The organism is Arthrobacter sp. MW3 TE3886 (assembly GCF_041262145.1).
Lineage (GTDB): Bacteria > Actinomycetota > Actinomycetes > Actinomycetales > Micrococcaceae > Arthrobacter.
The window spans coordinates 2971687-2995191 of the sequence record NZ_JBGCAN010000001.1; the positions used below are offsets into that span (position 1 = coordinate 2971687).

General features: G+C 67.5%; 19 protein-coding genes and 1 pseudogene. 10 read left to right on the top strand and 10 right to left on the bottom strand.

What is annotated here, in order from left to right; translation table 11 throughout:
- The 3 genes and pseudogenes from ABH915_RS13515 to ABH915_RS13525 all read right to left on the bottom strand — a co-directional run bounded on the left by ABH915_RS13515 (position 1) and on the right by ABH915_RS13525 (position 2947).
- Positions 1 to 672 (bottom strand): N-acetyltransferase family protein, encoded by a 672-nt coding sequence (locus ABH915_RS13515; protein ID WP_370122100.1) that lies wholly within the window; start codon positions 670 to 672, stop codon positions 1 to 3.
- Between the two features lie 233 nt (positions 673 to 905).
- Positions 906 to 2225, bottom strand: coding sequence for a carboxylesterase family protein (locus ABH915_RS13520; RefSeq protein WP_370122102.1), 1320 nt, complete (start codon positions 2223 to 2225; stop codon positions 906 to 908).
- Positions 2226 to 2237: 12 nt separating this feature from the next.
- A pseudogene (locus tag ABH915_RS13525) lies at positions 2238 to 2947 on the bottom strand (FadR/GntR family transcriptional regulator).
- Between the two features lie 122 nt (positions 2948 to 3069).
- On the opposite strand from ABH915_RS13525, the gene ABH915_RS13530 reads away from it, so the two are divergent.
- The 3 genes from ABH915_RS13530 (at position 3070) to ABH915_RS13540 (ending at position 7394) form a co-directional block, all read left to right on the top strand.
- A complete protein-coding gene (locus tag ABH915_RS13530; RefSeq protein WP_370122104.1) occupies positions 3070 to 4479 on the top strand; it encodes an SLC13 family permease in 1410 nt (469 codons plus the stop codon).
- An 84-nt stretch (positions 4480 to 4563) separates the two neighbouring features.
- Entirely contained in the window at positions 4564 to 5817 is a 1254-nt protein-coding gene (locus ABH915_RS13535) for a CaiB/BaiF CoA transferase family protein (protein ID WP_370122107.1), read from the top strand.
- The gene (locus ABH915_RS13540; RefSeq protein WP_370122110.1) at positions 5811 to 7394 is read left to right on the top strand and encodes a carboxyl transferase domain-containing protein; all 1584 of its coding nucleotides are present in this window, start codon (positions 5811 to 5813) and stop codon (positions 7392 to 7394) included. The genes ABH915_RS13535 and ABH915_RS13540 overlap by 7 nt, the downstream gene beginning before the upstream one ends.
- On the opposite strand, the gene ABH915_RS13545 is transcribed toward ABH915_RS13540, so the two are convergent.
- Positions 7367 to 8113, bottom strand: coding sequence for a biotin/lipoate A/B protein ligase family protein (locus ABH915_RS13545; protein WP_370122113.1), 747 nt, complete (start codon positions 8111 to 8113; stop codon positions 7367 to 7369). The genes ABH915_RS13540 and ABH915_RS13545 overlap by 28 nt on opposite strands.
- 16 nt (positions 8114 to 8129) lie before the next feature.
- Between ABH915_RS13545 and ABH915_RS13550 the strand changes: the two genes are divergently transcribed.
- Complete coding sequence (locus ABH915_RS13550) at positions 8130 to 8519, top strand: DUF2177 family protein (RefSeq protein WP_370122116.1); 390 nt, start codon at positions 8130 to 8132, stop codon at positions 8517 to 8519.
- Here ABH915_RS13550 and ABH915_RS13555 read toward each other — a convergent pair.
- Complete coding sequence (locus ABH915_RS13555; protein ID WP_026537204.1) at positions 8516 to 9319, bottom strand: thioesterase family protein; 804 nt, start codon at positions 9317 to 9319, stop codon at positions 8516 to 8518. The genes ABH915_RS13550 and ABH915_RS13555 overlap by 4 nt on opposite strands.
- Before the next feature lie 196 nt (positions 9320 to 9515).
- Here ABH915_RS13555 and ABH915_RS13560 point away from each other — a divergent pair, with 196 nt between their 5' ends.
- Positions 9516 to 10226 carry an endonuclease/exonuclease/phosphatase family protein gene (locus tag ABH915_RS13560; RefSeq protein WP_051533017.1) on the top strand — a complete coding sequence of 237 codons (711 nt, stop codon included), beginning with the start codon at positions 9516 to 9518 and terminating at the stop codon, positions 10224 to 10226.
- A gap of 57 nt (positions 10227 to 10283) precedes the next feature.
- On the opposite strand, the gene ABH915_RS13565 is transcribed toward ABH915_RS13560, so the two are convergent.
- Positions 10284 to 11396, bottom strand: a complete 1113-nt coding sequence (locus ABH915_RS13565; RefSeq protein ID WP_370122119.1) for an alkaline phosphatase family protein — start codon at positions 11394 to 11396, stop codon at positions 10284 to 10286.
- A gap of 151 nt (positions 11397 to 11547) precedes the next feature.
- On the opposite strand from ABH915_RS13565, the gene ABH915_RS13570 reads away from it, so the two are divergent.
- Entirely contained in the window at positions 11548 to 11817 is a 270-nt protein-coding gene (locus tag ABH915_RS13570) for a hypothetical protein (protein WP_370122122.1), read from the top strand.
- Positions 11818 to 11877: 60 nt separating this feature from the next.
- On the opposite strand, the gene ABH915_RS13575 is transcribed toward ABH915_RS13570, so the two are convergent.
- The 3 genes from ABH915_RS13575 to ABH915_RS13585 are packed head-to-tail and all read right to left on the bottom strand — an operon-like array spanning position 11878 to position 14600.
- On the bottom strand, positions 11878 to 12345 hold the full coding sequence (locus ABH915_RS13575; protein WP_370122124.1) for an SRPBCC family protein: 468 nt from the start codon (positions 12343 to 12345) through the stop codon (positions 11878 to 11880).
- Positions 12346 to 12393: 48 nt separating this feature from the next.
- The gene (locus tag ABH915_RS13580) at positions 12394 to 14064 is read right to left on the bottom strand and encodes a DUF5671 domain-containing protein (RefSeq protein ID WP_370122127.1); all 1671 of its coding nucleotides are present in this window, start codon (positions 14062 to 14064) and stop codon (positions 12394 to 12396) included.
- Entirely contained in the window at positions 14061 to 14600 is a 540-nt protein-coding gene (locus ABH915_RS13585) for a hypothetical protein (RefSeq protein ID WP_370122129.1), read from the bottom strand. The genes ABH915_RS13580 and ABH915_RS13585 overlap by 4 nt, the downstream gene beginning before the upstream one ends.
- A gap of 104 nt (positions 14601 to 14704) precedes the next feature.
- Here ABH915_RS13585 and ABH915_RS13590 point away from each other — a divergent pair, with 104 nt between their 5' ends.
- Entirely contained in the window at positions 14705 to 16159 is a 1455-nt protein-coding gene (locus tag ABH915_RS13590) for a DUF5129 domain-containing protein (RefSeq protein ID WP_370122132.1), read from the top strand.
- Between the two features lie 54 nt (positions 16160 to 16213).
- On the opposite strand, the gene ABH915_RS13595 is transcribed toward ABH915_RS13590, so the two are convergent.
- The gene (locus tag ABH915_RS13595; RefSeq protein ID WP_370122134.1) at positions 16214 to 16408 is read right to left on the bottom strand and encodes a DUF1918 domain-containing protein; all 195 of its coding nucleotides are present in this window, start codon (positions 16406 to 16408) and stop codon (positions 16214 to 16216) included.
- Positions 16409 to 16706: 298 nt separating this feature from the next.
- On the opposite strand from ABH915_RS13595, the gene ABH915_RS13600 reads away from it, so the two are divergent.
- Genes ABH915_RS13600 through ABH915_RS13610 form a run of 3 tightly spaced genes read left to right on the top strand, consistent with a single transcriptional unit; the run spans position 16707 to position 23504 of the window.
- Positions 16707 to 19898 carry an efflux RND transporter permease subunit gene (locus tag ABH915_RS13600; RefSeq protein ID WP_370125003.1) on the top strand — a complete coding sequence of 1064 codons (3192 nt, stop codon included), beginning with the start codon at positions 16707 to 16709 and terminating at the stop codon, positions 19896 to 19898.
- Positions 19895 to 20362 carry a hypothetical protein gene (locus ABH915_RS13605; protein ID WP_370122137.1) on the top strand — a complete coding sequence of 156 codons (468 nt, stop codon included), beginning with the start codon at positions 19895 to 19897 and terminating at the stop codon, positions 20360 to 20362. Before ABH915_RS13600 ends, ABH915_RS13605 begins: the two co-directional genes overlap by 4 nt.
- A gap of 1 nt (position 20363) precedes the next feature.
- Positions 20364 to 23504, top strand: a complete 3141-nt coding sequence (locus ABH915_RS13610) for an efflux RND transporter permease subunit (RefSeq protein WP_370122140.1) — start codon at positions 20364 to 20366, stop codon at positions 23502 to 23504.
- Position 23505: the final 1 nt, after the last annotated feature.

Here is a 23505-nt window from a genome sequence, read left to right on the forward strand (position 1 = left end):
CTACCGCACGGCACGGAAGTTCCGGCTGTGGCGTTTCTCGGCCACAGCCGGATCGAATCTGGTGTCTTCCAGGGTGCCTCCGTCGTCGACCCAGCAGCGGTTAGTGTAGAAGCTGATGGCCCGATCGTTGCTTTTCTCCACCCAGAGAAATGCCCGGTCGAAGCCGAGGTCGATCAACTGTTGTTCCGCGGCGGCAAACAGGACGGAGCCTGCGCCCTGTGCCCACCAGTCCGGATGCACATTGATCGCGTGGAGCTGACCGGTTCCCGGATCCGGGGCGTCGGCCGGGCCGAGGATAGCGAAGCCCACAACGTTATCGCCGCTCTGGACGACGAGGTGTATGGTCCCTTCCCCGGGATCCAGGATGTTCCGGCGCCACGCAAACGCTGCCCGCCCGGCGTCGAGACCGTCAAGATACTCATCCGTCATGACTCCGCGGTAAGTGGCCCGCCAGGCCGCAATGTGGATCTCGGCCAGCCGTGCGGCGTCGTGCACGGTTGCGGCCCTGACGCTGATGTCCGGAGTGGTCATGGTCCAGAATCTATCAACTGGGGTCACCGGTGCCGTGCGGCGCGCACAAGGCGGCGGGCCAAGGTAGCCGATGACGAGGACGAGGACGCTGGCTGCGGCGAGGAGCCACGTGCCCGCGGCTCCAAGGGCTGGGCCGCTCACACCAGGGCCGGTTCCTTCAGCGCGGTACCCTGCATCCGCCGGCAATACGGACGCCGCCGAAATCCTGGCCGAACTCACGGAGTAAACACTCCCGTGCTTCGGCCGGGGACTGTTCGGGCCGTAGAGGGAACCGCCCGGTTGATCGCCTTCGGCGTCGTGGCGCTCCTCTGGGTGATCGCTGCGGTTCTGATCCAGCGGGGGCGAAATCGCACGCCGCGTGAGGCCTCGGGAGTTCAGACCGAGCGGTACCGGAGCGAGCCGGGAATCTCGCCGCGGGACCCGAGACCTTCCCCGTAGGCGAACCGTGCCCACAGTGCCCGCATCGCCCGGCCGTGGGCATTGATCTCGTCCCACGTCGCTCCCGCCAGGAGCCCGGCACCCTCCCACGTGCCCTGGTGGCCGAACAGCAGGGGCAGGTCTACCGTGTGCGCGGCGCCGTAGAGATTTCCCGGTGCGCGCCAGGACAACAGGTAGCTATGGGCCCGGCCGCCCGCCCGTACATGCCGCCTGGCGAACTGCCTGGCCGCTTTGCCGTACACCATTTCCGTGACCACCCATGTGACCGCCTTGAGCACCGCGCTGCCGACCACGGGAATCCTCGCCACCCGGCCCAGGCGCGGGCTGCGGGGCAGAAACAGCCGGGCCTCCTCCGCTGTGTAGCCGATCAGGATGTCGATCGCCGGGGCAGCGGCATTCCAGGCCCGGTCAAGCCCGGACTCCTCGGGCAGGGGTGAATGCCCGTACTGGATCCCGAACGGCATGGCAGCCATCAGCCCAAACTTCCTCGCCGCCCGGGCCACATCCTCTTCGATAGCAACAACGTCCATCGCCGGAGTCGCGGCGGTAACCGCCTCGGCGGCCACCCCCATGGCGGCGTTCATCCTTTCCCGCCCCCGCGTGATGCCCAACGGAGCACTTTGAATGATGGCGCGCTGGAAGAGCGACGCCGCGTCAGGGGTCGCCATGAGGTGCGCGACGGCGTCGCCCCCTGCGGATTGCCCGAACGCCGTGACGCGGCCCGGATCGCCGCCGAAGGATGCGATGTTGCGCTGCACCCACCGGAACGCCTCGATCTGGTCCAGCAGGCCCAGATTGGCGGGCCGGCCGGTGCTGGTGGACAAATATCCGAAGAGGCCCAGCCGATAGGTCACCGAAACGACGATCACCCGGGTTTCGGCAACCAGCGCTGCCGGGTCGAAGATCGCCAGATCCCCGGAACCGGACGTGTAGGACCCGCCGTGCAGCCACACCATGACAGGCAGCCGTTCACCGTCGTGGAGATCGGCAGGCAGGGTGATGGTCAGGCGCTGGCAATCCTCGCTGCCCGGCAGTTCGCCGTAGCGGGTGCCGAGCACGTCATCCAGGAAGGGCACCGGCGCCTGCGGGCACGCCGGAGACAGGGATGTCGCCTCGAGCGTCTCGGACCAGTCGGGTGCCGGCGCGGGCGGCTGAAAGCGTTCCGCGGTGGCGTAGGGAATGGCGGCGGCACGCACGACGTCGCCGTCGCGCCATCCGGCGATCGGGCCACACGGCGGATCGAAGGAAAGGTTCACGTTTATTCCGGTCTAGCTGTTCTTCAGGAGGGCAACGTCGGAGACAAGATCAATGTGCTCGAGCATCGCCGCCGCGGCGGCCGCCGAGTCCCGGGACCTGATCGCGTCGGCGATCTTGCGGTGGGAGGCGAGCGACTGCTCCGGCCGGCCGGGCTGTCCGAGTGATTCGAGGCGCGTTTCCAGGACCATGCCGGCAATGAAGGTCATGAGCTGGGCCAGGACCGCAGAGTGGGCCGCGGCGGTGACGGCCTGGTGGAACAGCTCGTCGCCGCGTGCGCCGCGGTCCCCCGAGGCGACCTCTTCAGTCATGGCTTCGAGGGCGTGATCGATCGCGCTCATGTCCTGCTCCGTGCGGCGGGCCGCGGCCAGTTCGGCCAGCTTGACCTCCAGCGTGCTCCGCGCCTCAACGATCTCGGGCAGACGGCTCCGGTGCTCGCGGAGGCCTTTGATCACGGATGGAACGTTCGGCCGGTAGACCAGCACCGCTCCGGTGCCGTGCTGGACGTCGATCACGCCAAGCACTTCGAGGGCCACCAGGGCCTGCGCCAGGGTGGCACGGGAAACCCCCAACCGCTCGGCAAGTTCCCGTTCGGCCGGCAACGTGTCCCCCCGGGGCCCAACTCTGCGGACTCGATGAAGTCCATGATCTGCTCCACCAGCTGCTCGTAAAGCCGGGGCCGCGAAACGCGGGAAATCTGATGCGTTGCCGCTTGCTTTGCCATACGAGTCCTTCCAGCCTTCCTTGACTCCTAAGACTACCGGAGAACTATTGACAAAGACACCTAGTGTCTAGGAGGCTAGGCCACTAAGCCAGTACCAATCACTTCGATCCGGAGGAACAACGATGTCCGCTCCCGTCCTGTCCATCATCATCCTGGCGGTGATGTTCCTGCTGGCCACGGTGCTGCCGCTGAACATGGGTGCCCTGGCCTTTGTAGGTGCCTTTCTTCTGGGCTCCCTGGTGCTGGGGATGTCCACCAACGAGATTCTGGCCAACTTCCCCGGCGGCCTGTTCCTGACCATCGTCGGGGTCACCTACTTGTTCGCCATCGCGCAAAACAACGGCACCATCGACCTGCTGGTCCGGGGCGCCGTCCGGCTGGTCGGCAACAAGGTTGCCCTGATCCCGTGGGTCATGTTCGGCATCACCGCGGTCATTACCGCCGTCGGCGCCCTCTCCCCGGCCGCCGTGGCCATCATCGCGCCGATCGCCCTGAGCTTCGCCGCCAAACACAAAATCAATCCGCTCATGATGGGCATGATGGTGATCCACGGCGCACAGGCCGGCGGCTTCTCCCCCATCGCCGTCTACGGCGTCACCGTCAACAGCATCATTGCCAAAACGGAGCTGGACGCCAATCCGATGGCGATCTTCCTGGCGAGTTTCCTCTTCAACCTGGCCATCGCGCTGGTGCTGTTTGTCGTCCTCGGCGGCGGCAAACTGCTGTCCACCCCGGGCGGGCGGTTGGTTGAACAGGCCGCAGAAAAGCGCATGTCCGTCAGCGTGGGTGCCCGCGCGGCCGGCGTCACGCTGCAGGGATCCGGATCCGACATCTCCGCGGCCGGCGTCTCGGCCAAAGGCACCTCAGGCTCCGTTGCATCCCCGGCAGGCGGTCCCGCCGGCGCCGGTGCGCCCCCGGCCAGGGGTGCCCGTGCATCCGTTCCCCAGCTCATCACCATCCTTGGCCTGATCGCCCTGGCCGTCATCTCGCTCGGATTCAAGGTGGACGTCGGCTTCGTTTCAATCACCATCGCAATCGTCCTCGCCCTCGTGTCCCCCGCAGCGCAGAAGGGCGCCGTCAACAAGATCAGCTGGTCCACCGTCCTGCTCATCTGCGGCATGCTCACCTTCGTGGGCGTCCTCGAAGAAGCCGGCACCATCGCATACGTGTCCGGCGGCGTGGCGGATCTTGGCATGCCCCTGCTCGCCGCCCTGCTGATCTGCTACATCGGCGCCATCGTCTCGGCCTTCGCCTCCTCCACCGCCATCCTCGCGGCCCTCATTCCACTCGCGGTGCCGTTCCTGGCCACCGGCGAGGTCGGCGCCGTCGGCGTGATCGCCGCCCTGGCCGTGGCCTCCACGATCGTGGATGTGTCCCCGTTCTCCACCAACGGCGCCCTGGTACTGGCCAACGCGCCCGAGGACGTGGACAAGGACAGGTTCTACAAGCAGATCCTGGCCTACAGCGGCATCGTCGTCGCCGTCGGGCCGGCCATCGCCTGGCTGGTCATGGTAGTCCCCGGCTGGATGTGACCCCTGGATGTAGCCGGCAAATCAACCAGCCGGGGCGAGCACACCGCCGCACCCGCCAAGACCGACCAAAGAAGGCACACGCCCATGAGCACCGAATCCATGCCCGACGCCGAAGGCCCCCTCACCGGCTATCTCGTGGTGGACCTGAGCCGTGCCCTCGCCGGCCCGCATGCCGGGATGATGCTGGCTGACCTCGGCGCGCGGGTGATCAAGGTGGAGAACCCCGGCACCGGAGACGACACCCGCGGCTGGGGTCCGCCCTTCGTGGGCCCCGAGGATGATCCGCAGGCCACGTATTTCCTCTCCTGCAACCGCAACAAGGAATCCATTGCCCTGGACCTGAAGAGCGACGACGGGCGGGCAGTGCTGCGAGAGCTGCTGGAACGCGCCGACGTGGTCATCGAAAACTTCCGTCCCGGCGTCCTGGACCGGCTCGGGTTCTCCGCTGCGCAGATGCATGCCCTGAATCCGGCGCTGGTGGTCCTCTCCATCACCGGATTCGGGCACGACGGGCCCGAATCCCAACGCAGCGGCTACGACCAGATCCTCCAGGGCGAGGCCGGGTTGATGTCGCTGACCGGACCCGGGCCGGACGATCCGCAGCGGGTTGGGGTCCCCATCGCCGACCTCCTCTCCGGCATGTACGGGGCGTTCGGCACCCTCGCGGCACTGCTCCAGCGTGAGCGGAGCGGCCAGGGCCAGATCGTCCGCACCTCATTGCTCGCGGCCCTGATCGGGGTCCACGCCTTCCAGGGCACCCGGGCCACTGTTGCGGGCGAAGTGCCCAAGGCCCAGGGCAACCACCACCCGTCCATCGCCCCTTACGGACTGTTCCACTGCCGGCAGGGCAGGGTGCAGATCAGCGTGGGAAGCGAAAAGCTCTGGAGAACGTTCGCGTCGACGTTCGGGATCGACGCCGCGCGGCCGGAGTTCGCCACCAATGCGGACCGCGTGCGCAACCGCGAGAAAGTCATCGAAGAGGTGGAGCGGGTGTTCTCCGGTTTTGAGGCGGAGCCGCTGCTCACCAAACTCAACGCCGCCGGCATCCCGGCCGGCAAGGTCAGAACCCTGGACGAAGTCTACGAATGGGAACAGGTCCACTCGCAGGGCCTGGTGATCGACGTCGAGCACAAAATCCTCGGGACCGTGGCGCTCCCTGGCCCGCCGTTGCGGTTCTTCAGCGCCGCCGGCACCACTGAAACGACGTTGACGTCCCACACCGCACCGCCGCTGCTGGACCAGGACGGGGAGCAGATCCGGCGGTGGCTGGGGCTGACAGCCGGCACCCGGGCCGGTGCGGCGACAGTCACAGGCCAGAAGGGTCCCCGGGCATGCTGACCCAGCAGAAGGTCCGGCACCTGGACGCCACCGAACTCATCGCCGCGGTCCTCGATCCCGGGTCCTACCGCAGCTGGGACGCTCCCGTGCTGGACCCTGATTCCGGCCCCGGGTACCGGCAGGAACTGGCCGCCGCCCGGGCCAAGTCCGGCGTGGACGAGTCCGTCCTCACCGGCGAAGGCCTTATCCGCGGCCGCCGGGTGGCCGTGATCGTCAGCGAGTTCCGGTTCCTTGCCGGCTCCATCGGCCAGGCCGCCGCGGAGCGGATCGTCACCGCCGTCGAACGGGCCACCCGCGAGGGCCTGCCCCTCCTCGCCGGTCCGGCGTCGGGCGGGACCCGCATGCAGGAAGGGACCATCGCGTTCCTCTCCATGGTCAAGATCAGCGCCGCCGTCCGCACCCACCGCAACGCCGGGCTGCCCTACCTGGTCTACCTGCGCCATCCCACCACGGGAGGCGTCATGGCCTCGTGGGGGTCCCTCGGCCACATCACCGCCGCCGAGCCCGGCGCCCTGCTCGGTTTCCTCGGACCCCGGGTCTACGAGGCCCTCCACGCCACCCCGTTCCCGGAGAACGTCCAGACGGCCGAGAACCTCTTCGACAAAGGGCTGATTGACGCGGTGGTCCCGTCCTCGCAGCTGTCCGACGTCGTCGACCGCGCCTTGGGCATCCTGGTCACCGGCCCCCGCCCGACGGTCACCGCGCCCGCCACGCTGTCCGTGAAGCCGTCCGGCGCCGGTGCCTGGGAGTCGATCGGCATCTCCCGCGACCCCCGCCGGCCGGATGTCCGGCAGTTGCTGGCGCATGGGGCCCGGGACGTGCTCCCGCTCAGCGGCACCGGCCAGGGCGAAAAGGACCCCGGCCTTCAGCTGGCCCTGGCCCGTTTCGGCCGGGAATCCTGCGTCGTTATCGGCCACACCCGGCCGCGGGCCGACCGGCCGACGGCAATGGGGCCGGCGTCCCTCCGGGAGGCCCGGCGCGGCATGCGCCTCGCCGAGGAGCTCGGGCTGCCGCTGGTCACCATCATCGACACCGCCGGCGCCGCCCTGTCCCGGGAAGCCGAGGAAGGCGGCCTGGCCGGCGAGATCGCCCGCTCCCTGCACGACCTCATCGGGATCAACGCACCCACGGTGTCCGTGCTGCTCGGGCAGGGGGCCGGAGGCGGGGCACTGGCCCTCCTGCCCGCGGACCGCACCATCGCCGCGCAGCACGCCTGGCTGTCGCCGCTGCCGCCAGAAGGCGCGAGCGCCATCGTCCATCGGAGCACCGGCTTCGCCGCGGCCATGTCCGAGGCCCAGGGCGTCAACGTCGCGTCGCTGCACGCCAACGGACTCGTGGAGCACATCGTGGACGAACGCCCTAATGCCGCCGACGAGGCTCTGGCCTTTTGCAGCCGCCTCGGCCGCGCCATCGAATACGAACTCGCCGCGCTCTCTAAAGCAGGAGTCGACGAACTGCTCCCCCGGCGCCTGGCAAAGTACCGAAACCTGGGCAGCGTCCTTGCACCGGCGGAGGGACGCCGCCCGGCCGGGCCGGTTGACGGGCGCACTCAGCGCAGGCTCGAGAACTCCGCGTAGCTGAGCGGGGCGTAGCGTCCGTAGGCGGCGATCACCGCGGCCTCGACCGCATCGACGTCGAGGCCCGGCACGAGGTCATCGGCCGCGCCGGCCGTCGCCGGGTCCCATTCGAGGCCGAGGGCGGCGTAACTGGCCTCCAGGACCGCGCGGATTGGGGCCGAGTCCGCCACCACGATCACGGAGCTGAAGAGCCAGCCGCCGGCGACCACGCGCTGGGCGGTGCCGACCAGCTTGATCCGGTGTTCGGGGAACTCCGGGGCGCTGCCGTGCACGCTGAACTCCCCGGGGCAGTACTCCCCCGGGATCTCACCGACGCCGGCATCCACGCCGGCGTCGCGCAGTGCCCCGGCGAGCAGTTCGCCGAAGCGCGAGAACCGTCCCTTGGCCCCGGCTATCGCGTCCGCATCGGGTTCCAAGTGGTCAATGACGAGCGTTCGCTCGTGGTACGCCGCCGCGCGGCCGCCGGCCTTGCGGACCAGCGGCTCGAAGCCCAGCTGCCGGCAGGCGTTGGCGGCGGCCTCGAAGCCGGGCAGGTGCGCGTCGCGCTGGCCGAAGGCGACCGTGGGAACCGGCCGGTACAGCCGCAAGATGGGACCGAGTGAACCGGTCTTGACCTTCTGAAGGAGCCCGAGTGCGAAGTCGAGGTCGGCCGCGGCGCCCAGTGATTCCTGCTGCCGCACCACCGTCAGTGTCCGGGACCCGGCAGGCGCCTGCGGCATGTTGTTATGCTCCCTTATGGTCATTCTGCAATTCCTCGTCGTAGCCGCCGCCTTCGCCGTCATCGACGCCATCTGGCTCAAGACGATGAACCCGTTCTACCGCCGCCAGATTGGTGGCCTGATGGCCGACAAGCCCAATCTAGGTTACGCGGTGGTGTTCTACGTGATCTACATTGCCGGGATCGTGTTCTTTGCCCTGACGCCAACGCTCGACGGCGGCAGCTGGCTCAGCGCTGTGGGCTACGGTGCCGCGCTGGGCGTGTTTGGCTACGCCACCTACGACCTGACAAATGCCGCCACGCTCAAGACGTGGCCGTGGCAGCTGATCGTCGTCGACATCCTGTGGGGAGCCGTGCTCACGGCGCTGGCCACGCTGGCCGGCTGGCTCGTCTTCCACACGAACTAGGACTTGCGCAGCGTCAGGATCTGTTCCGCGCGTCCGAACGGGCCCGTGAGGTCATGCAACACCGTGGAGGTGAGCCCGATCCCGTCCGTGCCGAACGTGACTTCGTTGTCCAGCCCCAGCCACTCCCCCTCCGGCTGCCGGTACATGTGGATCTGCAGGTCCAGGTTGGGGAAGGCGTAGCTGCCCTTGCCCGGCGGGACCCGGGCGGCAATACCGTTCGCTGTGTCCACGAGGCCCACCAGCCGGGCGAGGTCGCCGCTGTCCGCCCGGTCGGTCAGCGGATAGTCGGTGCGGAGCCACACTGTCCCCGAGCCCGCCCGGTGGCCCTCGGCGATCCGCATGTGCAATGAGGCGATGTAGCCGCCGGGCCAGACGGCCGCGGCGTCGTACGGCTCGCAGTCCTCAGGGGCCGGAATCCGGGGATCCTCGAAAGCCGCGATGGCGGACGTGTCCGAGGTGATCATCCGCCAGGCCGTGGCGCGGATGGCCGTGCGCCCGCCGGCGACGAGCTCGGCCTGCACCAGTTCGATGGTCCGGCCCGGGCGCAGGGTGGAGGTCACGATCTCGAACTCACCGCCGGGGATCAGCCCGAGGATTTCGTAGCTGAGCCGCGCCATGCGCATATCCTCGCGGGGCTCATGCCGGGCCAGGCAGTCGGCCATGATGCCGGATGCGGGGGCCATGTGCTGCTCGTGTTCGTTCCAGGCGCCTTGGGCGTGGATGGTGGAGCGGAACCGCCCGTCCCCCAGGACCTCGTAGTAGAAATCGCCCTCGGCAAGATCCGGTAGTGCAGCAGTCAACGTCCGCCCTTTCGCATGGCTGGTGATTCCAGAACACACTATCCTGCTGCGCTTTTCGCAGCTCCCGGCCATTGTGTTTCCGGCTCCGGTCCGGCGCGGACCCGGGACGCGCGTTGCGTTTGTTCCCACTCGATCCGCTCTGACTGGGTAGACTCGGGTGAGGTTTAAACGACTATTCACCGAAGAGGTGCTCCCCCTGCTTAGAGTCATCAGCTACAACCTCCGCAAGCACGCGGCCAGCGGCGAGCTGGTCGATCTGGCCCGTGATTTCGAGATTGATGCTTTGTGCCTCCAGGAGTGCGACACGGACGATCTGCCCGAAACCATCGGGGATCTGCATCTGGCCGATTCCACCAAGGGCAACCGGCTGGGCCTGGCGATCTATTACCGCATGAGCCGCTTCACGGCCTACGAGACCAAGACCTTCGCCCTCAAGAAGTCCCTGCACGACCGTGTCCTCTCCCCCGCGCACGAGCGGCTCATCGGCACGCGGGTGACCGACAACGAGACCGACCACGGTCTCGTCATCGCATCGTTCCACGCAGCGCCGCTGACGGCGTCCAACTCACTGCGCCGGAACCAGATCCATGCCGCCCACGCCGAGCTGCTCAGCATGGGCGGCGGACTGATGTCCCTGATGGTGGGTGACTTCAACTATCCGTTCTTCACCAAGTCCCTGACAGCGCAGATGAAAGACGCCGGCTACGACCTCACCATGAGTGACCGACGGACCTACACCCGGTACAAAGTCTTCAAGGGCCATTTCGACTTTGCCACGTCCCAGGGCCTCGAGATCGAAAGCGTGGAAACGCTGGCCCGGGGCGCCTCGGACCACCTTCCCATCCTCATCACGGCCGAATATGGCCAGGATGGCAACGGCAACGGTGCGGCACCCGCGCCCAGCTGACGGACGCTCCTGCCGGGTAGATCCTGAGGGGTCGGTCCTGCCGGGCAGGTCCTGCCGCTAGGAGCCAGCATTGAAGACGTCCCCGCCGAAGCCGTTCAGCCCAGGCGCCCCGGCGTACCCGAGGCGCGGGAGCGAGAACGCGTCTTCGATGCTGGCCAGGAGGCTGAAGTGGTTGTAGGCCCGGTCCGACGTCGTGCCGCCCTTCGTGAACGGCGAGAGGACCAGTGCACCAATCCTGCCGCCGGCCGTCCCTCCGGGCAGCAGCCCTGAGGGCCCAACGGTCTTGCCCTCGGACTCGTCGAAGGTGATGACCAGCATCCCGTCCTGCCGGAAGGCCTGGGAGTCCAGGATGGCCGGGACCTGCTGGCTCAGCCAATGGTCGGCGGTGGCCAGTCCGCCTGCGCTGCCATCGACGCAGGGGTTGTCGTGGCCGTCATTGCAAAGATTGGGCGAGATGTAGGACAGGTTCGGGGTGGTGGCTACGGACTGGAGGTCGCCGCGGAGTTCGCTGAAGTCCACCACATTGCTCTGGCAGTCCGGTGACGAGGTGATGGCCTGGAAATACACGAACGGGTTGTGCCGCGTTGCGTATTGGTCACCCACCTTGGCGCCCTGGCTGGTGTCCTGCCCGCCGAGTTCGGGATGCCGGCACGGCGTGCCCATGTCTTCCATGTAACCCTTCCAGGTCTTGCCGGCGGCGCTGAGCTGTCCGGCGACCGTGGGGACCGAGGCCGGATAGACGCAGCCGGTGCCCTCCGCCAAGCCGAGCGCGCCGGTCCCCGTCAGCTCAAACGCGGCGTAGGTGGGGCAGTCGGCGCGGGTCATCGCGTTGGACGCCTGCCCGGAGATCTGGGCCAGGTAGTTCGGGTTCGAATTGTGGGCGATCCCGTAGTACTTCGAAAGCAGGACGCCCTGGCTGCGAAGCGTCTGCGACAGGTAGGGGGCCTCAGAACCTGCGCCCCACACCTTGTTGTAGCCCTTGTTCTCGAGATTGATGACGAACACGTGCCCGGGCTTCGACGCCGCCCCCGTGGTGGCGGTGCCCCCGGCCGTGGGACCCGGGTGGCTCCCCGGCGGCGCCGGCTCGCACGCCGCTGCCGACACCACCAGGACTGCTGCAGCAAGCAGCGCGGCGATTCGGCGACGAGTTTTCGTGGCAGTCCGGCTCATGGATTCCGGCTTTCTGATTGACCGATCAGCGTGGCCTTGGCGGCTTCAGTGTTTGCACTCTTTCACACCGCGGTCAAGAAAACCCGCGAGGACCCTGCACAGTTGCTGGGAACGAGTTCAGTCGTGAATGCTGTGGTGGTAGTTTGCACTCATGGGCGCACCATCGGATTCCATTCCGTTCCTGGATCTGAGCACCGCCAGGGGGCGCGACGGCACGTTTGACCCGGCGTTTATTGATGTAGTGCGCGACGCCACGCACCGGGCCCGGTCACGGGGGGTTTCCGATAATCCGGACAATCCGATGCTCGCGCCCTACGGCGCCAACGTGCTCAAAGGCTGGCTGCGGGCCCACCCCGAGGTCGCCCGGTCATCACCCCGAACTTATCCGGACCGCTGGGCCGTCCTGAGCGGCCGCAATTGACCGGCCAACGTGCCGGGACTAACGAGCCGCCGCAGGGCGGCCCGGCGGCGGCGTCCCCGCTCAGGCCTTTCGCTGTGCGACGGCGCCAGCCAGCGAGGCCAGGCCCTTTTCGAAGTCGGCGCCGACCATCTTGTCCATATCCATGAACAGGGCAAAGACCTTGCCGATGCCCTTGTTCTCCCCGGTCATCGTCCAGGTGACCTGAGTGCCGTCACCGGAAGGCGTGAACGTGAAGGAGGTGGGGTTGACCGCTTTGAAGGGCTTGGTGAACTCCAGACGGATCTTGATGTTGCGCGGCTCGGCGGTGTCCACGATTTCCATCGTGCCGGAGCCGGCCTTGCGGTTCCCGCTCCAGGCGTATTTGGCGCCGACCCCGGATTCGCTGCCGGAGTAGCTCCGTTCCATGTCAGGATCAACTGACTCCCACGGCGACCACTTGGTCCATTCGCGGAAGCTGTTGACCAGCGGAAAGATGTCCTCGGGCGGTGCGGGAATGACTGCACTGCGGGTAACTTCGTAGGTAGACATGCCGCAATCCTAGGGGTGATCGGCCCCACCGGGCGCAGGACAGGCAGGTCAGCCCTGCAGCGGGATGACCTCAATCCCCCCGTGCTGATCGGCAACGACCAGGACCCGGGCCGCCGCCATACCCTCCAGTGCGGCCGCCAACCGGTTCTCCTGGGTCCCGGCATCGCCCGCGGCTTCCCCGCCGGCAACGCCGGGAACGCCGGCAGCACTGGCAGCAGCACCAACAACGCCGTCGGCCCGCTTCCAGACGGTGACGCCGGCCCCGGTGACCTCGTCGATGACTCGCCGCAGCGGTGCGGGGTCGGATCCCGCCACGAGGATCACGTGGCCGATGGTTCGCGGACGGACCGGACCGGCCGCGGCGAGCACGGCGCGGTCCTGCCGCCAGACGGCAAAGTGGTACCCGAACACGAGTCCCGTGGCGACCAGAAGCCCCAGGGGCGCGCGGATCCGGTCCACCAGGCTTCCACCGCTGACCTCGCCCAGGAAGAACTCGAACATCCGGAACCCGATCACCAGCAGCGTGACCACCGCCACCACCGCGCTCAGACCAAACACGGCCACCAGGTAGATCCGTCGCGCGTTCAGTCCGGCGCCGGTCGCCGCCGACTGCTCCACGGGCCGCCACGCAAGCCACCAGACCGGCCCGCCAACCAGGAGCGAGCTGATTCCCGCAAGCAGCAACGTCCGCGCCCCGGCGCCGGCCAGCGGCGTCGCCGTCATCGCGAGGACCGAGTTGACGATCACGCCGATCCCGGACGCTGCCGCGACCAGGGCGACGCCGGAGGTCACCAGCCTGCCGCCCTGCAACGTTGCCTCTGTGCGCCCGCGCGCGATGTTGCGGTGGTAGACCCAGACGAGGCAGCCGATGGCGGCCGCGGACACAGCCGGCGCGAGGGGCTCCAGCAGGAGCTCCAGCGGTTCGGAACGGTCAAACAGCAGGCGAAGGACCACGAAGAGCGCGACGCCGGCTCCGCCCAGGGTGAGAATGCCGGCGCCGAGCACCCCGACCGTGATGAGCGCGACGTCGGCCAGCCCGGTCTGCAGCCTCCGGCCGCCGTCGTGCTTCCAATGCCACCACCAGATAATGGTTCCGCCGACGGCCCAGACCAGGGATTGCAGCGCCGAAACCCACCACGGCTTGCCCACCGACACCTCAGTCGCGGCTCCCCGCAGAGCGGCATCCAGCAGGGTGGATAGGGCTGAGAAGGCGCCGCCCACGCCCAGCACGAGCCCCAGCACCGAGCCGAGCACCGTGGGGACGTCGGAGAGGTCTGTCGGGTTCTTCCGGGGGTGATGCCACATCCACCGGTGCCAGGCCCAGACCGCGGCCCACACCAGACCGGTGGCCAGCGACAGCCGCCATTCCGGGCCCTGGCCGCCGATCAGCGAGGACAGAGAGTTCAGCACGTTGGTGGCGGCGATGAGCAGGGCGAGCAGGTAGGCGCCAGCCAGGTAGAGACCCCAGCCGATGGCGGACCGCTCCTCCGGGTCGTCGAGCCGCCGCCATACCGCCCACCACAAGAGGGCAGCGAGCGGCCCGCCAATCAGGGCGAAAGCCAGCGAGCGCGCGAGCCCGGCGACGTCGTCCGAGGCCATCTCCGTCCCCGCCACCAACAGGCGGCCCAGCAGTCCGCTGAGCCCGACGGCGGTGATCACCACCAGCGCGAACAGCAGCGCGTAGGTGATGAGCCGGCGCACAGTCCGTTGGGCGCTCACTGCTTCACCTGGCCCGGGCACACTGTCAGCTGCCAGGGTGCGGTGTCGATCAGCCAGCCGTTGCCCGACCGAACGAGGTCGAACGCGTCCTCCACCTGGTATTCGGCGCTGCCGAAGGGGCCGCCCGGCTCGGACACAGTGATGAGTACCCTCACGTCCGCGGATTCCGGCCGTTCGGTGGTGGATACCAGCGTGACGCGCAGATTCCGGGCCGTGGGGCGGGCGTCGGGTGTGCACTTGCTCCGGGCGGCTGGCGTCAGGTAGGCGGAGGCGGCGGCCTCATCCCCGGCAATGACGGCGGCGGCATAGCGCTGTGCGACGCCGGCGGGCGTTGACTCGGCCAGGGGCGCAGGTTCCCCGCGGGTGAAGATAACTGCCAGCGCGATGATCACGATCACCGCGATCGCGGCCAGGATGGCCAGCAGGGTCCGGTCGGGCCGGGTGCGGCGCGGCTCCTCCGGCTTCTCCGGCTTCTCCGGCTTCTCCGGCTTCTCCGGGCCGGGTTCCTCCGGCGGTCCTTCAGGCTGCGGGCTCATGCCGCAAGTATGGACGCCGGTCCAGCGCACGGTCACGATGTCTTTCGTCCCCTTTCCGCGGCGTCCGCGTCGACGCAGCCGAAGCCAGCCACTACGCTCGGAAAATGGGATTCATGCGCAAAGCCCTCGCCGCTGCGGTTGTGCTGATGGCCGGCCTTCTCGGCGGGGCCCCCGCGGCGCTCGCCGTGACGCCGACCGCCGTCGTGGTTGAAGACCGCGCCGGGGTATTGGACCAGCGGACGTTGCTGCCGGCGGTACAAGCCACCGACTTTTATGAGCCCACCAAAGTTGCGGTCTACACGTACAACGGCACGGCCGCCGACAATCTGAACGAAGAAGTCCTGCGGTTCGCCCGCACCGAACATCCCGAATGGATCAGCGCCGACGGGCAGAAGTGGGCAGACGGGCTGTTCATCTTCGCCCTCGATCCGGTGGGCCGGCATGTGGGGACGTACATGGGCGAGGACCGGAAGGTCTCCCTTGAACAGCGCGAGGACATCCAGAACGCCGCCAAGGAGCTCCTTCGCGATGCGCAGTGGACCGAGGGCACCGTTGCCGGGATCCGCCGCGGTGCCGAACTCATCAACCAGCCGTGGTACCGGTCCACGGCTTTCCTCGTCACAGCCTGGGCGGCAGTGGCCGCCGCGGTCTGCGCAGCCGCGGCATGGCTGATCGTGCGGTGGCGGACCAGGGTGTCCAGCCGGAAGGAACTGGCCCGGGGCGACGCCAGCTACGCCAATGTCAGCATGGACCTGCAGGTGACCGAGCTCAACGCCAGCACTATCCCCGAGTCGTCCCGGTACGGGAGCACGGTGCTCGAAAAGCACCGCACATTCGTGAACCGCTACGGTGCAGCCACCGAACTATCCAACCAGGTACACGCCCTCAGCAGCCGGGACCTGAGCCGCCGGCCCAACCTCAAACTGGTCCGGAGTTACGCCGACACCGCCGCCGAACTCGACGCGCTGGACGACGTGATCGCCGATACCAATGCCTTGCTCAACCGAGGCTCGTCCTGGCCTGCCGCCTGGGACCGCCAGCTCGCGCCGTTCCGCAGTGACCTGGACGGCGTGGAAGACCTGCTGAGCCAGCGCCGCGCCGAGGGAACCTCAGCGACGGCGGCGGCCCTGCGGTCCTTCCGCGACGAAAGCCGACGTGACATGGAGCGCTGGTCGGCGGAACTGGCGGACGGCTCAATCACACCCGAAACGGCGCTGGACCGGTTGCGTGACGCCCGGACCCACCTCTCGGAGCTGTTGAAGGAGCACGCCGATACCCTGATCCAGGCCTTTGCCCGCAATGAGAAGGAAGCCGGGCTGATGCGCGAGGAAATGGACAGCGCGCAGGCGGGAGCGAAGGCAAAATACGGCCGCACCTACGAGCCAAGCATCCTCGGAACGGTGTACCCGTCCTACTACTTCTTCTCAGTCCCGAGCTTCAACACAGGCTTCACCAGCGGCGTCAGCAGTGTCAGCAGCGCGCGCGGCGGCGGCACCACCACCGGGTACGGGTCCAGCGGCGGAAGCTTCTCCGGGTCCGGGAGCTCATCAAGTTTCTAAGGCCACGTTTCCAGGGCCCCACTCCTTGGGGCCGTACTCCCCGGGCCCTTCCTCCTAGGGCTCGGTCCCGGGCCGTTCGACGGCGAAATCACCACCGGGGAACATGATCGTCTCGTGCCCGTCGTCAAACCTGACGAGGTACGGCGGAGCACCATCGACCCCCCTGACCTCAAGGATCTGGCCGTGTCGGTCCGTGGATTCGACCGTGGTTCCCCGGATGACAATGCGGTCCCCTGCGACTGCTTTCATGGCGATCACCTGTATCTCTATTGACGCCTGTGTGCCCGAAGATCATTATGACTCTTGACGGTGGGGGGCGCCATGGCCTTGGACTGAGGAGCCGTGCCGTGAACACCATCCGGGCATTTTCCACAGCAGAAAAAACACTAAGCACCCATTTCCCCGAGTTCGGTTCCGCCGCCGGACCGCGTCGCCCGATCTCCTCGCTTCCCGGGCTCGTCGGCCCGGGCCACCGGCGACGCCGGCCCGGAGGTCGCCGCTCCGCGGGCCCGGGCAACATGGTGGAGCCTGCGGGGTACCGGCCGTGATGGACGCAATTCTCCGCTGGGTTCTGCAGTTCCGGATTCTGGTCCTGGCAGCGGCCGCAGGAATCCTGGCCCTCGGGCTCACCAGCCTGCCGAGCATGTCCGTGGACGCCTTCCCGGAATTCGCCCCGCCCCAGGTGGAGATCCAGACCGAAGCCCTGGGACTGTCGGCCGCCGAGGTTGAGCAGCTCATCACCTCACCCATGGAAGCCGACCTGCTGAACGGGGTCGCCTGGGTGGAGGCCATCAGGTCCAAATCCGTCCCCGGCCTGTCCTCGATCCAGATGGTTTTCAAGCCGGGGACCGACCTCCTCCGCGCACGCCAGCTGGTCTCGGAACGGCTGACCCAGGCACGCGCACTGCCCAACGTTTCGGCGGCTCCGGTGCTGATGCAGCCGCTGTCCTCGACCAGCCGGGTCATGATGATCCGGCTGACCTCCAAGGACATGTCGGCCATCGACATGTCCGTCCTGGCCCGCTGGACCATGAAGCCCGGGCTCCTGGCCGTGCCGGGCGTCGCCAACGTGGCGATCTGGGGCCAGCGCGACCAGCAGCTCCAGGTCCTGGTGGACCCGGCGCGGCTCGAAGCCAAGGGCGTCACGCTGGACGAAATCATCAAGACGACCGGCAACTCCGTGTGGGTCTCGCCACTGAGCTACCTGGAGGCATCCACACCCGGCACCGGCGGCTTCTTTGAGACGGGCCACCAGCGGATCGGGGTCCAGCATGTCCTGCCGATCACCACACCGGAGGACCTGGGCCAGGTCCCCGTCCAGGGTGCGCCAGGCCATCTCCTGCTCAAAGACGTGGCCACAGTGTCAACGGATCACCAGCCGCTGATCGGCGACGCCCTGCTGAGCAAGGAAGCGGAGCTGTTGCTGGTCATCGAGAAATTCCCGGAGACCAACACGATGGACGTGACCCGGGGCGTTGAAGAGGCCCTGCACGCCCTCCAGCCCGGCCTGCCCGGCGTCGCGATAGATACCAGCGTCTACCGGCAGGCGTCCTTTATCGACGAGGAGATCGGGACGCTCGGCGCCGCCCTGCTGGTGACGCTGCTGCTCATCGTCGCCATGTTTGGGGCCTTCTTCCGTTCCTGGCGCACCGCCTTGATCAGCCTCATCACGATCCCGGTGTCGCTGACCGCGGCGGCGCTGGTGCTCGATTGGCGCGGCACCGGGATAAACACCATGGTCATGGCCGGCCTGGTGCTGGCCCTGGCGGTCATCGTGGGAGACGTCGCGGAAGACCTCAGCGGCATCGCCCGGGCACGGAGGGCCGAGACCAGGTCCCGCCGCGAACCTTCCGACGGCGGGACGGAGTCTACGCCGGCACTGGATAGGCAACCGCGCGACTCAGTGATCCCGGCCGCCCTGCGGGCAGCCCGCACACCGATGCTCTACTCACTGCTGATCATGGCTTTAGCCCTCACTCCCGCGCTGTTCATCCCGGGTGAGAACGGTGCCCTGTTCGGACCTCTGGTCCAGAGCTACCTGATTGCCCTGGTTGTCTCGATGATCATCGCCCTCACGGTCACTGCAGCCCTCGCGTTCGTCCTTCCGGCGGCATCCAAGGCCCCGGAGCGGCGGTCCCTCCGGCGGCTTGAAGGCGCGTACGGCAGGTACGTGAAGCGTCTGGCAGGGAAAACCCGGTGGGTATTCGCCGCCGCCGCGGTGGTGGCGCTGGCCGGACTGGCGCTCGCTCCCCAGCTGGCCGGAACCCATCCGGTCGTTCCAGTCCTGGCGGACAAGACCCTGGTAGTGCACTGGAGCGCGATCGCCGGCACCTCGGACCAGGAAATGAGCCGGATCACCGAGGCGGCAGCCGACGAACTGCGCACGTTGCAAGGGGTGGCCAACGTTGGAGGACACATCGGACGCGCGATCACCTCTGATCAGGTCGGCGACGTCAGCTCCGGCGAGCTGTGGGTGACCGTGGCCCCGGACGCGTCGTACGCCGACACGGCCGCCGCCGTCGACCGCGTGATCGCAGGCTATGCGGGCCTGACCAGCAAAGTCTCCACCTATCCGCAGGAACGCATCGACCAGATCCGGGAAGAAGCCGACAGTGGCTTTGCCGTCCGGGTCTTCGGACTCAACCCGACGATCCTGCGGCAGAAGGCGGCGGAGGTCCAAACAATCCTGGAGCACACGGCCGGTGTGGCCAATCCCCACGTCGACCTGCCCGCCGAACAGCCCATCGCGGAAGTCAAGGTGGACCTCGCCGCGGCCCAAAAGGCCGGCGTCGTCCCCGGCGACGTCCGACGCGCGGCAGCCGCCCTGCTGCAGGGCATCGAGGTCGGCAACCTGTACGAACAGCAGAAAGTCTTCTCCGTCATCGTCAAGGGCGCCGCGGCCACCCGCAGCAGCCTGGACAGCGTCCGCAACCTGGTCATCGACACTCCCAACGGCGGCCACGCCCGCCTCGGCGACATCGCACAGGTGACCATGGTCGGGAACGAGTCCGTGATCCTGCACGATGACACCTCGCGCCGCATCGATGTGAAAGCCGACATCCAGGGGCGCCCCCTGGGCGACATCCAGCGTGACATCAACGCGGCCCTGCAGCAGATGCAGTTCCCGATGGCGTACCACGCCGAGATCCTCACCCAGTACGCCCAGCAGCAAAGCAACTACCAGTGGCTCTGGCTGCTCGCGGCAGTCGCCGCGGCCGGCATCCTGGTCCTGCTGCAAACGGCGACGGGGAGTTGGCGGCTCGCCGCCCCGCTCTTCCTGGGCCTGATCCTGGCACTGTCCGGCGGCGCGCTGGCCGCCCAGGTCACCGGCGGCGTCAACGCGCTGGTCGCCCTGGTCGCCTTCGCCGCAGTCCTGGGAATCGCTGTCCGCGGCGCCCTCCTGCTGGCAGGCCACGTCCGGGGCCTGCGGGAAACAAATGCTTCGGCCCCCTGGCAGGCGCTGGTGGTCCGCGGAAGCAGGGAGCGGCTGGGACCTGTCCTGATGTCGACCGTGATAACGGCGCTGGCGCTGGTGCCCCTGGTCCTGCTGGGCGGGGTCGTCGGAACGGAAATCATCCTGCCGCTTGCCGTGATCATCTGGGGCGGCCTGCTGACAACAACGTTCTTCACGCTGTTTGTGGTGCCCGCTGTGCTGCTTCGGTTCGAGCCCCAGCAGGCGCCCAGCCCGCCGGCCGGCCAGGGCACCGCCGCACCAACTGAAAGCCGGGATGCGTCATGAACTCCACACTTTCGCCGCGGGGCAACAAGGTCGCGGTTTTCATCATTGCGCTGATCGTGACGGTGTTCACGGCGCTCTCGGCCACAGGTTGCGCCCAGGCGCCGGAGGCCGCACCGTCCGAAGGCGAACCGGCGGAGATCGCTGAAGTCCCGGGCACGGATCTTCACCGGCTCACCCTCACGGACCACGCCGTCGAACGGGTCGGGATCGCGACGGCGGTGACTGCAGTGGATCCCCAGACCGGGAAACTCACTGTCCCCTACGGGGCCATCCTGTACGACAGCTCGGGCAAGGCATGGGTCTACACCAACCCTGAGCCCCGGGTCTACGTCCGCCAATCCATCACGGTCCAGCGCATCAACGGCGACGTGGCCGTCCTGACGGACGGGCCGCCGGCAGGAACCGTGGTAGTCACCACAGGTGCCGCGGAACTTCTCGGCACCGAATTCGATACGGCCGAGTGACATGCGCTGGCTCATCGGGATCAGCCTCCGTTTCAAGACGGTTGTAGTCGCCCTCGCGTGCGCCGTGATGCTGCTAGGTTCCCTGCAGTTGGGCGCAGCATCCGTGGATGTCTTCCCGGAATTCGCCCCGCCACGCGTGGAAATCCAGACCGCATGCCTCGGGTTGACCGCCCAGGAAGTCGAAGAGCTCGTCAGTGTGCCGATCGAGGCCGCCGTGAGCGGCATGCCGGGCCTGGACGAGATCCGGTCCAAGTCCGTACCCCAGCTGTCCTCGATCGTGCTGCTCTTCCATCAGGGCACTGACCTGCTCAACGCCCGTCAGCTCGTATCGGAACGGATGGCTTCGGTGACCGCGGCGCTGCCCACGTGGGCGGCCCCGCCGGTGATGCTGCAGCCGCTGTCCGCGACCAGCCGCGTGATGAAGATCGGGATGACGTCGTCGGAACATTCGCTCATCGAAATGTCCATGCTGTCCTACTGGACCATCCGGGCCCGGCTCCTGCGGGTCCCCGGGGTGGCCAACGTGGCCATCTGGGGCGAGCGGCTCCAGATGCTGCAGGTCCAGGTGGAGCCTGACAAGCTCAAGGCCCAGAACGTCTCCCTGAACCAGGTCATGGAAGTCACTGCCGGCGCCCTCGACGCCGGGCTGCTGAAGTACTCGCCCGGACGCTTCATCGGCACGGGCGGCTTCATTGACAGTCCGACCCAGAGGATGGGGGTCCGCCACGTCCAGCCGATCCAGACGCCCGCGGATCTGGCCCAGGTGACGATTCGGGAAAAGAACGGCGTGGCGCTGCATCTGGGCGATGTTGCCCAGGTTGTGGAGGACCATCAGCCGCTGATTGGTGACGCCGTGATCAACAACGGCCACGGGCTTATGCTGATCGTCGAGAAGCTGCCCTGGGGCAACACACTGGACGTGACCAAAGGTGTAGAGGAGGCCCTCCACGAGCTGCAGCCGGGTCTGAGCGGCATCAACTTCGACACCACGATCTTCCGGCCCGCCAGCTTCGTTGAGGAGGCGATCTCAAACCTCAGCGTCGCGCTGCTGCTCGGCTGCCTGCTGGTCGTCATGATCCTCGTCGCGTTCCTGTTCCAGTGGCGCACGGCCCTGATCAGCATCGTCGCCATTCCCTTGTCCCTGCTTACGGCCGCGCTGGTGCTCTACTTCACGTCCAGTGCCATCAACACGATGGTCCTGGCGGGTCTGGTCATCGCCGTGGGAGTGGTGGTGGATGACGCGATCATCGACGTCGAGAACATCATGCGCCGGCTCCGCCAGCGGCGTGCTGCGGGCAGTGATGAATCTGCGGCATCGGTGGTTTTGAAAGCCTCCCTGGAGATGCGGAGCCCGATCGTCTACGCGACCCTGATCATTGTGGTCGCCGCCGTACCGATCTTCTTCCTGGAAGGGCTGACCGGCGTCTTCTTCCGGCCGCTGGCCGTCTCCTACACCCTGGCCGTCCTGGCCTCCATGCTCGTGGCGCTGACAGTGACGCCGGCCCTTGCCCTGATTCTGCTGGGCAACGCCAAACTCGAAGAACGCGATGCGCCGCTGGTCCGGGTGCTCAAACGCGGCTACCACGCCGCCTTGTCCAAGGCCATGAACCGGCCCCGGTTCGGTTACGCGGGCTTTGGCGTTCTGGCGGTGGTGGGCCTGGTCCTCGCTCCCCTGATGGGTTCGTCCCTGTTCCCCACGTTCAAGGAACGGGACTTCCTGATGCACTGGATCTCCGAACCGGGAACCTCTGCCGCCGAAGAGTTCAGGATTTCCCAGCGCGGCTGTGAGGAATTCCTCAAGGTCCCCGGGGTCCTGAACTGCGGCACGCACATCGGGCAGGCATTCGCCGCGGACGAGATCGTCGGTGTCAATGCCGGCGAACACTGGATCAGCATCGACCGCCACGCCGACTACGACAAGACGGTGGCCGCTGTGGAGGAAGTGGTCAACGGCTACCCGGGGCTGCACCGTGACGTCCAGACCTATCTGAAGGAGCGGATTGAAGAGGTCATCACCGGCGCCAGCGAACCCATCCTGGTCCGCGTCTACGGAGACGACCTCAACGTGCTCCGGGAACAGGCGCAACGGGTCAAGACCCTCATGGACTCGATCGAGGGCACCGAGGACCCGCATGTCTCCCTGGAGGTGGAAGTCCCCCAGATCGCCGTCACGGTTAACCTGGCCGCGGCGCAGAAGTACGGCCTCAAACCGGGCGACGTCCGGCGCGCGGCCGCGACACTCGTGGCAGGCGAGGAAGTCGGCGACGTCTTCCGGGACGGCCGGGCCTACGACGTCCAGGTCTGGAGTACCCCGGCCACCCGTTCCTCCGTCACCAGCATCGAGGATCTGCCCATCGACACGCCCAGCGGAACGCGGGTTCGCCTCGCCGACGTCGCGGACGTGAGCCTGCAGGCGACGCCGAACCAGATCGACCGCACCAACGGTTCCCGCCGTGTCGAGGTGGGATCCTTCCTGGCCAACGGAGCGGACCTGGGAACCGTGGTCGGTGAGTTGAAATCACGGCTGGAGAGCCTGGAGCTCCCCACCGGCTACAGCGTGCAGCTGCTCGGCGAATACACCGAACGCGAGGCGGCAACGAACCGTCTGATGATCTACTCCGCGGCGGCACTTGTGCTGATCCTCCTGCTGCTGCAGGCGTCCTTCCGCAGCTGGCGGCTGGCAGTCCTGTCGCTGCTGACGCTGCCCGTAGCCCTGGTGGGCGGGGTCATAGCCGCCTACATGACCGGCGGCGTCCTGTCCCTCGGGTCCCTCGTCGGCTTCCTCACGGTGATGGGGATCGCTGCGCGCAACGGCATCCTGCTGATCAACCACTGCCAGCATCTGGAAACCTATGAAGGCCAAACCTTCGGCCGCGCCCTGGTGATGCGCGGGGCGGCGGAGCGGCTCTCGCCCATCCTCATGACCACCTTGGCCACCGGGCTGGCCCTGGTACCCCTGGTGGTCATGGGCAACATCCCGGGCCATGAAATTGAACACCCCATGGCCGTCGTCATCCTGGGCGGCCTGGTCACCTCCACCCTGCTCAATCTGTTCATCGTGCCCTCGCTCTATCTCCGGTTCGCCAAGTCCAGGAAGACCACGGAGAGGGAACGGGCTGCCGCCGGGCCGGCGACCGTCTGAC

Coding starts and splice junctions, on each gene's coding strand:
- ABH915_RS13530 (WP_370122104.1), top strand. CDS start 3,070: ATGTCCGCTCCCGTCCTGTCCATCATCATCCTGGCGGTGATGTTCCTG.
- ABH915_RS13535 (WP_370122107.1), top strand. CDS start 4,564: ATGAGCACCGAATCCATGCCCGACGCCGAAGGCCCCCTCACCGGCTAT.
- ABH915_RS13540 (WP_370122110.1), top strand. CDS start 5,811: ATGCTGACCCAGCAGAAGGTCCGGCACCTGGACGCCACCGAACTCATC.
- ABH915_RS13545 (WP_370122113.1), bottom strand. CDS start 8,113: ATGCCGCAGGCGCCTGCCGGGTCCCGGACACTGACGGTGGTGCGGCAG.
- ABH915_RS13550 (WP_370122116.1), top strand. CDS start 8,130: ATGGTCATTCTGCAATTCCTCGTCGTAGCCGCCGCCTTCGCCGTCATC.
- ABH915_RS13565 (WP_370122119.1), bottom strand. CDS start 11,396: ATGAGCCGGACTGCCACGAAAACTCGTCGCCGAATCGCCGCGCTGCTT.
- ABH915_RS13570 (WP_370122122.1), top strand. CDS start 11,548: ATGGGCGCACCATCGGATTCCATTCCGTTCCTGGATCTGAGCACCGCC.
- ABH915_RS13575 (WP_370122124.1), bottom strand. CDS start 12,345: ATGTCTACCTACGAAGTTACCCGCAGTGCAGTCATTCCCGCACCGCCC.
- ABH915_RS13585 (WP_370122129.1), bottom strand. CDS start 14,600: ATGAGCCCGCAGCCTGAAGGACCGCCGGAGGAACCCGGCCCGGAGAAG.
- ABH915_RS13590 (WP_370122132.1), top strand. CDS start 14,705: ATGGGATTCATGCGCAAAGCCCTCGCCGCTGCGGTTGTGCTGATGGCC.
- ABH915_RS13595 (WP_370122134.1), bottom strand. CDS start 16,408: ATGAAAGCAGTCGCAGGGGACCGCATTGTCATCCGGGGAACCACGGTC.
- ABH915_RS13600 (WP_370125003.1), top strand. CDS start 16,707: ATGGACGCAATTCTCCGCTGGGTTCTGCAGTTCCGGATTCTGGTCCTG.
- ABH915_RS13605 (WP_370122137.1), top strand. CDS start 19,895: ATGAACTCCACACTTTCGCCGCGGGGCAACAAGGTCGCGGTTTTCATC.
- ABH915_RS13610 (WP_370122140.1), top strand. CDS start 20,364: ATGCGCTGGCTCATCGGGATCAGCCTCCGTTTCAAGACGGTTGTAGTC.